At 32.6% G+C, this 12,128-nt stretch carries 13 protein-coding genes; 6 read left to right on the top strand and 7 right to left on the bottom strand.

What is annotated here, in order from left to right; genetic code table 11:
- The first annotated feature begins 2 nt into the window (after positions 1-2).
- Positions 3-872 (top strand): DUF808 domain-containing protein, encoded by an 870-nt coding sequence (locus tag AAFP94_RS04715; protein ID WP_316661331.1) that lies wholly within the window; start codon positions 3-5, stop codon positions 870-872.
- 50 nt (positions 873-922) lie between these two features.
- Here AAFP94_RS04715 and lptB read toward each other — a convergent pair whose 3' ends face one another.
- Genes lptB through AAFP94_RS04695 form a run of 4 tightly spaced genes read right to left on the bottom strand, consistent with a single transcriptional unit; the run spans position 923 to position 3,816 of the window.
- The gene (lptB, locus tag AAFP94_RS04710) at positions 923-1,663 is read right to left on the bottom strand and encodes an LPS export ABC transporter ATP-binding protein (protein WP_316661330.1); all 741 of its coding nucleotides are present in this window, start codon (positions 1,661-1,663) and stop codon (positions 923-925) included.
- A gap of 23 nt (positions 1,664-1,686) precedes the next feature.
- Positions 1,687-2,034, bottom strand: coding sequence for a carboxymuconolactone decarboxylase family protein (locus tag AAFP94_RS04705; RefSeq protein WP_316661329.1), 348 nt, complete (start codon positions 2,032-2,034; stop codon positions 1,687-1,689).
- The gene (gene tatC / locus AAFP94_RS04700; RefSeq protein WP_316661328.1) at positions 2,018-2,851 is read right to left on the bottom strand and encodes a twin-arginine translocase subunit TatC; all 834 of its coding nucleotides are present in this window, start codon (positions 2,849-2,851) and stop codon (positions 2,018-2,020) included. Before tatC ends, AAFP94_RS04705 begins: the two co-directional genes overlap by 17 nt.
- Complete coding sequence (locus AAFP94_RS04695; RefSeq protein WP_316661327.1) at positions 2,851-3,816, bottom strand: KpsF/GutQ family sugar-phosphate isomerase; 966 nt, start codon at positions 3,814-3,816, stop codon at positions 2,851-2,853. The genes tatC and AAFP94_RS04695 overlap by 1 nt, the downstream gene beginning before the upstream one ends.
- 202 nt (positions 3,817-4,018) lie before the next feature.
- On the opposite strand from AAFP94_RS04695, the gene AAFP94_RS04690 reads away from it, so the two are divergent.
- On the top strand, positions 4,019-6,220 hold the full coding sequence (locus AAFP94_RS04690) for a RecQ family ATP-dependent DNA helicase (protein ID WP_316661326.1): 2,202 nt from the start codon (positions 4,019-4,021) through the stop codon (positions 6,218-6,220).
- Positions 6,221-6,250: 30 nt separating this feature from the next.
- Here the strand turns inward: AAFP94_RS04690 and AAFP94_RS04685 are convergent, their stop codons facing one another.
- The 3 genes from AAFP94_RS04685 to AAFP94_RS04675 all read right to left on the bottom strand — a co-directional run bounded on the left by AAFP94_RS04685 (position 6,251) and on the right by AAFP94_RS04675 (position 8,928).
- Entirely contained in the window at positions 6,251-7,867 is a 1,617-nt protein-coding gene (locus AAFP94_RS04685) for a sulfatase family protein (protein ID WP_409628152.1), read from the bottom strand.
- A 74-nt stretch (positions 7,868-7,941) separates the two neighbouring features.
- The gene (locus AAFP94_RS04680) at positions 7,942-8,382 is read right to left on the bottom strand and encodes a hypothetical protein (RefSeq protein WP_316661324.1); all 441 of its coding nucleotides are present in this window, start codon (positions 8,380-8,382) and stop codon (positions 7,942-7,944) included.
- 24 nt (positions 8,383-8,406) lie between these two features.
- Entirely contained in the window at positions 8,407-8,928 is a 522-nt protein-coding gene (locus tag AAFP94_RS04675; protein ID WP_316661323.1) for a GNAT family N-acetyltransferase, read from the bottom strand.
- Positions 8,929-9,007: 79 nt separating this feature from the next.
- Here AAFP94_RS04675 and AAFP94_RS04670 point away from each other — a divergent pair, with 79 nt between their 5' ends.
- From AAFP94_RS04670 to AAFP94_RS04655, 4 genes are all read left to right on the top strand, one after another.
- A complete protein-coding gene (locus AAFP94_RS04670; RefSeq protein ID WP_316661322.1) occupies positions 9,008-9,940 on the top strand; it encodes a peptidylprolyl isomerase in 933 nt (310 codons plus the stop codon).
- Between the two features lie 116 nt (positions 9,941-10,056).
- A complete protein-coding gene (locus AAFP94_RS04665) occupies positions 10,057-10,758 on the top strand; it encodes a tetratricopeptide repeat protein (protein WP_316661321.1) in 702 nt (233 codons plus the stop codon).
- A 98-nt stretch (positions 10,759-10,856) separates the two neighbouring features.
- Positions 10,857-11,189, top strand: a complete 333-nt coding sequence (locus AAFP94_RS04660) for a hypothetical protein (protein WP_316661320.1) — start codon at positions 10,857-10,859, stop codon at positions 11,187-11,189.
- Positions 11,190-11,391: 202 nt separating this feature from the next.
- Positions 11,392-11,937 carry a YfiT family bacillithiol transferase gene (locus tag AAFP94_RS04655; protein ID WP_316661319.1) on the top strand — a complete coding sequence of 182 codons (546 nt, stop codon included), beginning with the start codon at positions 11,392-11,394 and terminating at the stop codon, positions 11,935-11,937.
- The last annotated feature ends 191 nt before the right edge of the window (positions 11,938-12,128 follow it).

Here is a 12,128-nt window from a genome sequence, read left to right as displayed (position 1 = left end):
TAATGGCATCAGGATTTTTTGCACTTTTAGATGATATTGCCACACTTATGGACGATGTCGCAGCCATGAGTAAAATCACAACTAAAAAAACAGCGGGGATTTTAGGTGATGATTTAGCTGTGAATGCCGAAAAAGCATCAGGATTTATCTCTTCGAGAGAATTACCTGTGCTTTGGGCTATTTCTAAAGGTTCTTTTTTAAACAAATTAATTATTTTGCCTATTGCTTTTTTATTGAGTGCATTTTTACCTTGGGCTGTACAGGTTATTTTGGTTATGGGCGGTATTTATCTAGCATTTGAGGGTACTGAAAAAGTTTATGAATTCTTTGTTCCACACAAAAAGAAGCCACATAGTTTAAAAACTAGAGTGCATTCAGCAAAAGAAGTTCTAGAACAAGAAAAGAAGAAAATTAAATCGGCTATTATTACCGATTTCATCCTGTCTGTAGAAATTGTAATAATTGCATTAGGTACGGTTCTTGGCGAATCAATTTTATTTCAAGTATTGGTAGTTTCTACAGTTGCGATCATAGCTACAATTGGTGTATATGGAATTGTGGCTTTAATTGTCAGGATGGATGATTTAGGTTTGTATTTAATACAGATAGACAGTGGAAAGGGTTTTTTAAAATTTATTGGAAATCTTTTAGTTCAAGTTTTACCCAAAATAATAAAAGCCCTTTCAGTAGTTGGAACCCTTGCATTACTTGTAGTAGCAGGCGGTATTTTTGCACATAATATAGATTTTTTACATCATGCTTTGGAATTTTTGCCAAGTATTTTAAAGGACTTTGCTATAGGGTTGAGTATTGGGTTTTTGGTCTTCTGTATTTTTAATGGACTCAAATGGATAATCATTAAATTGTCCTAGCCTCTTTCCTTGAGATTCAATTATCGAATGAATTTTGTATAAATTCATTCCTAATCTCTAATCTTCTTTTTACGAAGCTCAAAGTTTTGACCTAAATATACTTTACGTACCATTTCGTCATCTGCAAGATCTTCAGGAACACCATGTTTTAGAATACCACCTTCAAACATCAGATACGTTCTGTCCGTAATAGCCAAAGTTTCCTGTACATTATGGTCTGTAATTAAAATACCTATATTCTTTTTGGTCAATTGGGCTACAATACGCTGAATATCTTCAACAGCTACTGGATCTACACCAGCAAAAGGTTCGTCCAGTAATATAAAATTTGGGTCTGTAGCCAAAGCACGAGCAATTTCTGTTCTTCTCCGTTCTCCACCAGAAAGCAAATCGCCTCTACTTTTTCTTATGTGTCCCAAACCAAATTCTTCAATCAACGATTCCATTTTGTCGCGCTGCTCCTTTTTGCTCAACTTGGTTAATTGCAAAACACTCAAAATATTATCTTCAATGCTCAATTTTCTAAACACCGAAGCTTCTTGGGCTAAATAACCAATTCCGTTTTGTGCCCGTTTGTACATTGGGAATTTTGTGATGTCTGTATTGTCCAGATAAATGGTACCTCCATTTGGTTTTATGAGCCCAACAATCATATAGAAGCATGTTGTCTTTCCAGCTCCATTTGGTCCTAAAAGCCCAACGATTTCTCCTTGATTGACTTCTAGCGACACATCTTTTACAACTTGTCGCCCGCTATAGGACTTCATTAAATTATTGGCTCTTAAAATCATATTTACAATAACGACAATTTTTTTTAATTATTGGTTTCCAGTGCGTCCCAATATTCATAAGCTCTTCGTAAGTGAGGAATAACAATCGTGCCTCCAACCAGTGTTGCAATGCCCAAAGCTTCAACAACTTCTTCTTTAGTAAGCCCTTCTTTGTGTGAATTTTCAAGATGGTATTTTATGCAATCGTCACATCTTAAAACCGCTGAAGCTACCAAACCCAATAATTCCTTGGTCTTGACATCTAACGCGCCTTCTTGATAGGCATTAGTATCTAAATTAAAAATACGCTTTATTATTTTGTTATTATCTGCAAGAATCTTGTCATTCATTTTTGCACGATAATCATTAAATTCTTTAACTAGGTTGGACATTTTTTTTCGTATTGCGTTCTTGATTTTTAATAACTATTTTAGAGATATAGATACTTACTTGATATAATATTAAAATAGGTATTGCTACAATGACCTGGCTTGCAATATCTGGAGGTGTAATAATAGCTGATAGAATTAAAACAAGCACTAATGCATATTTTCTATATTTTTTTAAAAATTGTGGTGTTACAAGACCAATTTTGGTTAAAAAATATATGATAATAGGAAGCTCGAAAATTAAACCTGATGCCAAAGCAGATGCTCGAACCAAACCAATGTATGAGCTTATATCAATTTGATTATCAACAACACTAGAAATACTATAATTAGCTAAAAAATTAATTGACAAAGGCGTTACAATATAATATCCGAATAACACACCTAAAAAGAATAAAAGTGATGAAACAATTATAAAACCACGTGAATGCTTTCTTTCATTAGAATGTAACCCAGGACTAATAAAATTCCATAATTGATACAGAGTATAGGGGAACGAAATGATAAAGCCAGCTAAAATAGACGTCCAGATATCTGCTGAAAATTGACCAGCCATTGTTCTACTTTGAATTATCATGGGAATCTCTTCTGCACAGAAAGTTGTATCTACACCTAGAAAAGTAGCCGTACGACATAAGAAATCATACGTTGGGAAACTCATGTCTAATGGTGCAAAAATAATTAAGTCAAAAAGGTATCTACTAAATATATATGCCAAAGTTGCTACTATTACAACGGCTAAACATATTCTTATTAAATGCCATCTCAAATCTTCAAGATGGTCTAAAAAAGACATTTCGTTAACGTTCTTTCTTGCCATTATATGATACCTTCTTTAATCAAATCATGCAAGTGCACCACACCAGCATATTTACCATTTTCTTCTACCAATAATTGAGAAATACCATTGGCTTCCATGATTTCTAGAGCATCTACAGCCAAAGCATCAGCTTCAATACGTCTTGGATTAGAACTCATAATATCTTTTGCAGTTAATGCAAACACATTATCTACTTTACTTAACATTCTCCTTAAATCACCGTCAGTTATTATACCTAAAATTTTATCATTCTCAATAACAGCAGTCACACCAAGCATTTTTTCTGAAATTTCAATAATGACTTCTTTGATACTAGTATCTAGAAATACTTGAGGTTTCATGTTTACAGAAGAAATATCCTGAACCCTTAAATATAATTTTTTACCTAGAGAACCACCTGGATGGTATTTGGCAAAATCTTTTTTAGAAAAACCTTTTAATTCCAACAGACAAATAGCTAAAGCATCACCCATAACCAATTGTGCCGTAGTGCTTGTTGTAGGCGCTAAATTATTTGGGCAAGCTTCTTTTTCTACATAAGCATTTAGAACATAATCTGCCTGCTTTCCTAAAAAAGAATCTCTATTACCCGTTATAGCAATCATCTTATTTTTTGCATTCTTAATTAAAGGTACAAGAACCTTAATTTCAGGAGTATCGCCACTCTTAGAAAGACAAATAACAACATCATCTTTTAAAATTAAACCTAAATCACCATGAATGGCATCTGCCGCATGCATAAACACGGCTGGTGTACCAGTTGAATTTAAAGTGGCCACAATTTTTGTGGCAATGATAGCACTTTTTCCAACTCCAGTAACGATAACACGACCTTTAGATTTATAGATAAGCTCTACTGTTTCTGTAAAGTCATTATCTAACAATGTTGTTAGATTAGAAATGGCTTGACCTTCCATTTCAATAGTCTTCTTTGCAGTAGATATAATAGATTCTTTTTTATTCAAAATTTATTATTTTTTTGGGTTGATGCTTTTAAAGATTTTGTTATCTTTAGGTAAACAATCCACTATCGTTTTTTTTGTTCAAAATAAATCGCTACAAATCTAACGAAAAAAATATGAGGGTTCTCTATCTACAATACTAAAAATACTTTATGATTTTATGTGTTGTGGATAAGTTATTGTGTAAATTAATATTAATAAATACATGTTCGTTGTAGAAGGAGATCTGCATTCCGCATTAAAAAAATATTTTGGCTTCAGTAATTTTAAGGGGTTGCAGGAAAATGTTGTGAAAAGTATTTTATCTGGTCGTAATACGTTTGTTATTATGCCAACAGGAGGTGGTAAATCTCTATGCTATCAACTACCAGCTTTAATGCAAGAAGGGACAGCCATTATTGTTTCTCCTTTAATTGCCTTAATGAAAAATCAGGTTGATGCCATTCGAGGTGTTTCAAATGAAGATGGTGTTGCACATGTATTGAATTCATCCCTTACAAAAACCGAAATCAAGCAGGTAAAATCTGATATTCTTGATGGAATAACCAAATTACTATATGTCGCTCCTGAATCATTGACCAAAGAGGAGAATGTAGAATTTTTGAGATCTGTTACAATTTCGTTTATGGCTGTTGATGAAGCTCACTGTATTAGTGAATGGGGTCATGATTTTAGACCAGAATACAGAAACTTAAGACATATTATTAAACGTATTGGAGATAATATTCCTATTATAGGGCTTACCGCTACGGCTACACCAAAAGTGCAAGAAGATATTCTCAAAAATTTAGGAATTCCTGATGCAAAAACTTTTAAGGCGTCTTTTAATAGACCAAATCTATATTACGAAGTTTTGCCCAAAACAAAGCAAGTTGATGCAGATATCATTCGTTTTGTAAAACAAAACTCTAATAAGTCGGGTATTATATATTGCTTGAGTAGAAAACGCGTGGAAGAATTGGCGCAGGTTTTACAAGTAAATGGTATTAAGGCTGTTCCTTATCATGCTGGTCTAGATAGTAAAACAAGAGCCAATCATCAGGATATGTTTTTAATGGAAGATGTGGATGTTGTTGTTGCAACTATTGCCTTTGGAATGGGCATAGATAAACCAGATGTTCGGTTTGTAATACACCATGATATTCCAAAAAGTATAGAAAGTTATTATCAAGAAACAGGTAGAGCTGGGCGTGATGGAGGAGAAGGACATTGTTTGGCATTCTATGCCTATAAAGATATTGAAAAGCTTGAGAAGTTTATGTCCGGTAAACCTGTGGCAGAGCAGGAAATAGGTCACGCGCTTTTACAGGAAGTAGTTGCCTATGCAGAAACCTCCATCTCAAGACGAAAATTTATCCTACACTATTTTGGGGAAGAATTTGATAACGAAACTGGCGAAGGTGGTGATATGGATGATAATGTTCGTCATCCTAAAGAACAGCAAGAGTCTAAAGATAATGTCAAACTATTACTGGAAGTTGTTGATGCAACAAACGAAAAATACAAGTCAAAGGATTTGGTGAATGTCATTATTGGTAAAGAAAATGCTTTAATAAACTCTCATAAAACCAATGAACAGGCTTTTTTTGGTAAAGGAAAACATCAAGATAATAAGTATTGGATGGCATTAACCAGACAAGTGCTAGTTGCTGGATTGCTTAAAAAAGATATTGAAACTTATGGTGTTATTAAGTTGACTGATCAAGGAAAAGCATTTATTAAAAAGCCAGAATCCTTTATGATGTCTAAAGATCATGTTTTTGATGAGATTCATGATGATAATATTATTACTGCTACAAAAGGAGCTGGTGCGTCTGCAGATGAGACCTTAATGAAAATGCTTAAGGATTTACGAAAACAGAATGCGAAAAAACTAGGTGTTCCTCCGTTTGTTATTTTTCAAGATCCTTCGTTAGAAGATATGGCCTTAAAATATCCAATTACTTTAGATGAGTTATCTAATGTGCATGGTGTAGGTGATGGCAAGGCTAAAAAGTACGGTAAGGATTTTGTAGAGCTAATTGCCAACTATGTTGAAGAAAATGATATTATTCGTCCTGAAGATATGGTTGTTAAATCTACAGGAAGTAATTCGGCTCTAAAACTTTATATCATTCAAAATGTTGACAGAAAATTACCTCTCGACGATATTGCCAGAGCCAAAGGCATGAGTATGAAAGAGTTTATAAAAGAAATGGAATCTATTGTTTTTTCTGGTACTAAACTTAATATTAATTATTGGATTGATGAAATTCTTGATGAAGACCAACAAGAAGAAATCCACGATTATTTTATGGATTCTGACACGGATAAAATTGATGTAGCTATTGATGAGTTTGATGGTGATTATGATGATGAAGAACTTCGCCTGTATCGAATAAAATTTATTAGTGAGGTGGCCAATTAAGGCTAAAATTAATTGTAATAGAAAAGTAGTTTATTTTATTAGGCCTTTGTCTTTGTAAATTTGAATGTAGTGGTTGTTTAAGCTATCCGAATCTTTATAGTGTCTTCTTAAATCTTCAAGCTTTACTTTCAGTTGTTTTACTATATTACTATAATTTGGGTTTTGGTATACATTGTTTATTTCGTTGGGATCATTAATTCTATCGTATAATTCCCATTCATCTACATCGTAGTAAAAGTGAATTAATTTATATTGTTTTGTAGCAATACCATAATGACACATCACAGCGTGTTCCGCAGGATATTCGTAATAATGGTAGTAAACGGCATCTCTTTCCCACAATTCTTTTTCGCCCTTTAATAATGGCACCATGCTTTTGCCTTGCATATCTTTTGGAGCTTTAATCCCAGCTATTTCTAAAAAGGTTTGTGCGAAATCCAGGTTTTGTACCATTTCTGTTTCTGTGGTTCCCGGTGTAATTTGATTGGGCCATTTAATAAGAAGAGGTGTTTTAAACGATTCGTTGTACATAAAACGTTTATCGAACCATCCATGTTCTCCTAAATAAAATCCTTGGTCTGAAGTGTATACAATAACAGTATTGTCACTTAATGACTTGGTATCTAAATAATTTAATAATCTACCTACATTTTCGTCCACAGCAGCGATACTTCCTAAATAATCCTGCATGTATCTTTGATATTTCCATATCATTAGGGTAGAATCGTTCATGGTTGGGTAAAGTGCTGTAAACTCATCATTTATAGGTTCGTAAACTGAATCCCAACTGGCTCTTTGAATTTCCGACATCCGTTCTAGAGATCTATTGAGTAATCCTGTGTATTCGATATTTGAATTGTTAATAGTTTCTATATCCAATTTATTATCATAGGCTAAATGCATATGATTCAAAATATTCATTTCAGCAGTTTTGGCGGCTGTACCCCTAGTATTGTAGTTATCGAAAAGCGTTTCGGGAACAGGATACTTATTTTGAGTAAATGTTTTATAATGCCTTTGTGCAGGAAGCCAGTTTCTATGCGGAGCTTTGTGCAAATACATCAACAAAAACGGTTTGGTTGTATCTCTTCTTTTTTCTAACCAATCTAAAGTGAGATCGGTTGTTATATCGGTTACATAACCATTAATAATGGTGTCTCCTTTGGCCGTTATAAACCTTGGGTTGTAATAATCACCTTGGCCGGGTAAAATTTTAAATTTATCAAACCCTTTAGGGTTATTTCCAAAATGTAACTTTCCAAACATAGCGGTTTGGTATCCAGCTTTTTGGAATAATTGTGGAAAAGTAACATTGGTAGTATCAAATGGAGAAAGATTATCTATTTTACCATTGATATGCGAATGCTTTCCTGTTAAGATTACAGCTCTAGAAGGTCCACAAATAGAATTAGTAACCGAAGCATTGGTAAACAGCATGCCTTCTTTTGCAATCCGGTCTATATTGGGTGTTTGAATTAGAGTATTATTATATGCACTTATAGCTTGGTAAGCATGGTCATCAGACATAATGAATATAATATTTGGACGCTTTTTAATTTCTTCTTTTGAAGTCGTGCAGCTTAAACTCATTAGAACTAATGAATAAAGGCCAATTAAATAATATCTTGAGAAGTTATGTATATTCATAATTAAAGTAAATATTGTTACAAAATATCTTAAGTCGAACTTTTAATTTATCATTTTATAGATGAAAGGTTATCTTAATGGCTCATTTCAAAAATAATAATGTGCTTTTTGGCTTTTAAAGTTAATATCTTAATATTTTTTGCTTCTAGAATAGTCGCTTCTTTTTCTTCAATTTGAAAATCAATTCTTGTTATGAAGCAATTAGAAACGTTAGAATAGTCAGATTGAAACTCATCCATATCGGTTTTTAATTCTTGTTCAATATCATTTCCAGAAACTAAAAGGGTAGCGCCTTTCATGGTTTTGATTTTAAAAGAACCAACTATTATTGTTTTAAAATAAAAAAATCCACCAAGTTCTTTCACGGCAGCATACATGACATTTTCTTTTGAAATGGCATAAGGTTCATCATTGATAGAATTGATAATATTTTTAGTGAAGCTATCAGCATAATTACTTTCTATAGCGCTCTTATTTCCAAATGCGCTTAATAATTTATCAATTTTAAATTTCATTCAAATAATTTTTAGCTAAACTAATTAAAACTCCTTATCCATAACATAAAAATCAAAAGACTGATTTAAAATGCTAAAATTATGAATTCCCAATTGTTTAAAATCATATCGTTTATAAAATCTAATTGCTTTAAAATTATCTACATAAACCGATAACCATAAATGATTGGACTTTAAGATCTTTACTTCTTCAAAAATGACATTTTGTAATTGATGTCCTATTTTTTGATTTAAAAAATCGTTTAAAATATAAATACGTTGAAGTTCTGATACTTTAGAATCTCGAATAAATTTAGTAGGAGAATTTTTGATAAGTTTTGCGTAGCCTACCGGCAGATTATCAGACAATGCCAACCAAAACACATTGTTATCATTATTTATTTTTTTGGTAAGTGCATCAATTGAAAAAGTTTTAGAAAAATAATCAATTAAATTCTGATCGTCTATAAACAAATGTCCAAATGCTTCTCTAAAGGTAACTCTCGCTAGAAGTGCTATAGCAACAAGATCGTCTGTTGAAGCTTTTCTAATTGTGATATTACTCATTTTAAACTATTATTTGTTAAATATATTCATTCTTTTTTTGAAATGAAAACACTACATTTGCACCTCAAAATTTAGAACTATGCAAGACGGATTATACGCAAAATTTAATACGGGCAAGGGTGAAATACTTGTTGCTTTAGAGTACAAAAAAACACCAGGTACGGTTGGCAATTTCGTGGCTTTGGCAGAAGGTAATTTAGAAAATTCAGCCAAATCGCAAGGAACACCATATTATGATGGTTTAAAATTTCATCGTGTTATTCCAGATTTTATGATTCAAGGAGGTTGCCCTCAAGGTACTGGAACCGGAAATCCTGGATATCAGTTTGATGATGAGTTTCATCCAGATTTAAAACATGATGCTCCAGGTATCCTTTCTATGGCCAATGCTGGTCCAGGAACTAATGGCAGCCAGTTCTTTATTACACATGTAGCTACACCTTGGCTGGATGGTAACCATGCGGTGTTTGGAAAAGTTATTGAAGGTCTGGATGTTGTAAATGCCATCGGACAAAACGATGCTATAGAACGTTTAGAAATAGTTAGAGTCGGTAAGGAAGCAGAAGCATTTAATGCTGTTGAAGCTTTTAGAACTTTTGAAGGTTCTCGTGAAAAAAGGCTTGCTGAAGAACGTGATGCTAAACGTGCAGAATTGGACAAGCTTGCAGCTGGTTTTGAAGAAACAAAAAGTGGTTTACGTTACCAAATTATTCAAAAAGGAAATGGTAAAAAAGCAGAATCTGGAAATATGGTTTCTGTTCATTATAAAGGTCAATTAGCTGACGGAACAGTTTTCGATTCATCTTACAAACGTAATCAGCCTTTGGAGTTTCCAGTAGGAGTAGGGCAAGTTATTTCTGGTTGGGACGAAGGTATACAGCTTTTGAACGTTGGTGATAAAGCGAGATTCGTCATACCTAGTGATTTAGGTTATGGTTCTAGTGGAGCAGGAGGCGTAATTCCACCAAATGCTACTTTAATTTTTGATGTAGAGCTTATGAACGTTAAATAATTAATGTATTTAATTCAGAAAAAAGTAACATATAGTAAAATAAATCGTCTCATTTTTAATGAGACTTTTTTTTGCAAAACATTTAAGATACTGAATCAATCAATTCAATTAAACCGATGAATACCAAACCATTATTTATTTTATTCCTATTTATTCTTATTTCAAGCTGCTCTAAAACAGTAAATTATTCGCCAGAACATATTAAGAATACTTCAGGACGATATTTGTATAATCAAGAAGAAGTTATAGATGTGTATTATGAAGACAATGAATTGTTTTTAAAATGGAAAGGTGCAGAAAAGATTAAACCTGTTATTATGAACGAAAATGTATTTTTTGTTGCAGACATGTATGCAAAACTCCATTTTGTTCAGCATCCAGAAACAAAAGAACGTTACTTGTCTAAAATACCTAAAGACAATGAAAACCTAATCACTTACGATTATTTAAAAGTTAGCGATTCTTTTAAAACACCAAGAATGTATCTTAATGATAAAGAATACAAAAAAGCTTTTAAGGCTTATCTAGAGATTAAAAAGCAAGATTCAACAAGTGTACTTATTGACGAAGGAGAATTGAATAGACTTGGTTATCAATTATTACGTAATAATGAAAATGAGGATGCCATAGACGTATTCAAAATGAATGTGGCATTATATCCAGGTAGTAGTAATGTGTATGATAGTTTGGCCGAAGCTTATTTAAAAAGTGGTGATAGCCTACGAGCCTATAACAACTATAAAATAGCTTCTGAAATGAATAGTGATAATGAACGCGCAAAAAAGTATGTTAACGCTTATGCCGAAAGTCATAAATAGGTTGCCTTAATTTCTGTGACACTATTAAAACTTTAACGTCTCTTTAAGAAAAAGACGTTTTTTTATGGGTGTTATTTTGTAATTTGTAAAATCAATCAATGACTAATCATCAAATGACTAACATTAAAAAACACTTAACTCTTTACTTTCTTTTTTTAGTAATTGTTACTTATGCTCAACCTAATGAAGACTTCAATTTCATGATAGGAAATTGGGATATTGAAGCTAAAATAAGGCAAAACGAAATCCATTACATTCATGGCAAAGGCACAATGAATGTCTATTATAATCAGTCCAAAGACTCTTTGTTTGCAGATATGAGAGTCAAGTTCCAGAATTTTGAGGTTATAGGAACTACCATTAGAACTTATAATAACAAAACTGAAAGATGGGACGTGAGCTGGAATCCTGAATCTGGACATGATGTTTAAAATATAGAAGGAGCCTATCAAGGTGAACATTTTGTTGAGATTGATTATGGCAAAGATTGGTATGGACTATATACAGGTAAGCTTGTAATTTATAATATTGCTGATTACCATTTTTCTGTAAGAAAAGATAAAATATATGATGATGGTATTTTTATGAAGGATATTTGGGTTTATGAAGCTAATCGTTTAAAAGAATAATAATATGACAGATCAAGAATTAGAACAATTACGTTATCCTATTGGAAGATTTTCGTTGCCAGAAGCTATTACTGAAAACGAGATTGCACAATGGATCGATATTTTAGAGCAATTTCCAAGCAGATTATATGCATTAGTTGAAAACCTCACAGATGAACAATTAGACACACCATACAGACCAGAAGGTTGGACTGTAAGACAAACAGTACATCATGTATCTGATAGCCATCATCATAGTTATACGCGTTTTAAATGGGCACTTACAGAAGATACTCCATTAATAAAAGCCTATTTTGAAGAACGTTGGGCTGAACTTGAAGATTCTAAATCGGCGCCAATTGCTATGTCATTAGATCATTTAAAAGTAATTCATGCAAAACTGGTTTATTTATTGAAGATAATGGCTGTAGAAGATTTTGAAAAAGGCTTTGTTCACCCTGAAACTAATAAATTGGTCAAGTTAAAGCAGAATTTAGCAGTGTACGCTTGGCATAGTAATCATCATTATGCGCATATTGAAAACCTGTTAAAGCGAAAAGGGTGGTTATAGCAAAAAACATGCTAATGGTATTGCGATTTTGGAATTTTAGATTTACAGTCATCTCTCTTACCGTTGTAATAAAGAGATAATATTTCTATATCTATTTCTATGAAAAAATGGTTTATATTTTGATGCCACTCTGAATAAATTTAGATAAATATTAAGATTATGCTGAAAGGTTTTCTTCAGATTGCTTGCAT

Origin of the sequence: Gilvirhabdus luticola (assembly GCF_040117515.1) — a bacterium.
GTDB classification, from domain to species: domain Bacteria; phylum Bacteroidota; class Bacteroidia; order Flavobacteriales; family Flavobacteriaceae; genus Gilvirhabdus; species Gilvirhabdus luticola.
The sequence above is the reverse complement of the archived record's forward strand: the minus strand, read 5'-3'. Positions and strand labels throughout refer to the sequence as shown.

What these genes read in the sequence shown, in the direction of transcription:
- AAFP94_RS04715 (WP_316661331.1), top strand. Translation starts at nt 3, where the DNA reads ATGGCATCAGGATTTTTTGCACTTTTAGATGATATTGCCACACTTATG.
- lptB (WP_316661330.1), bottom strand. Translation starts at nt 1,663, where the DNA reads ATGATTTTAAGAGCCAATAATTTAATGAAGTCCTATAGCGGGCGACAA.
- AAFP94_RS04705 (WP_316661329.1), bottom strand. Translation starts at nt 2,034, where the DNA reads ATGTCCAACCTAGTTAAAGAATTTAATGATTATCGTGCAAAAATGAAT.
- tatC (WP_316661328.1), bottom strand. Translation starts at nt 2,851, where the DNA reads ATGGCAAGAAAGAACGTTAACGAAATGTCTTTTTTAGACCATCTTGAA.
- AAFP94_RS04690 (WP_316661326.1), top strand. Translation starts at nt 4,019, where the DNA reads ATGTTCGTTGTAGAAGGAGATCTGCATTCCGCATTAAAAAAATATTTT.
- AAFP94_RS04685 (WP_409628152.1), bottom strand. Translation starts at nt 7,867, where the DNA reads ATGAATATACATAACTTCTCAAGATATTATTTAATTGGCCTTTATTCA.
- AAFP94_RS04680 (WP_316661324.1), bottom strand. Translation starts at nt 8,382, where the DNA reads ATGAAATTTAAAATTGATAAATTATTAAGCGCATTTGGAAATAAGAGC.
- AAFP94_RS04675 (WP_316661323.1), bottom strand. Translation starts at nt 8,928, where the DNA reads ATGAGTAATATCACAATTAGAAAAGCTTCAACAGACGATCTTGTTGCT.
- AAFP94_RS04670 (WP_316661322.1), top strand. Translation starts at nt 9,008, where the DNA reads ATGCAAGACGGATTATACGCAAAATTTAATACGGGCAAGGGTGAAATA.
- AAFP94_RS04665 (WP_316661321.1), top strand. Translation starts at nt 10,057, where the DNA reads ATGAATACCAAACCATTATTTATTTTATTCCTATTTATTCTTATTTCA.
- AAFP94_RS04660 (WP_316661320.1), top strand. Translation starts at nt 10,857, where the DNA reads ATGACTAATCATCAAATGACTAACATTAAAAAACACTTAACTCTTTAC.
- AAFP94_RS04655 (WP_316661319.1), top strand. Translation starts at nt 11,392, where the DNA reads ATGACAGATCAAGAATTAGAACAATTACGTTATCCTATTGGAAGATTT.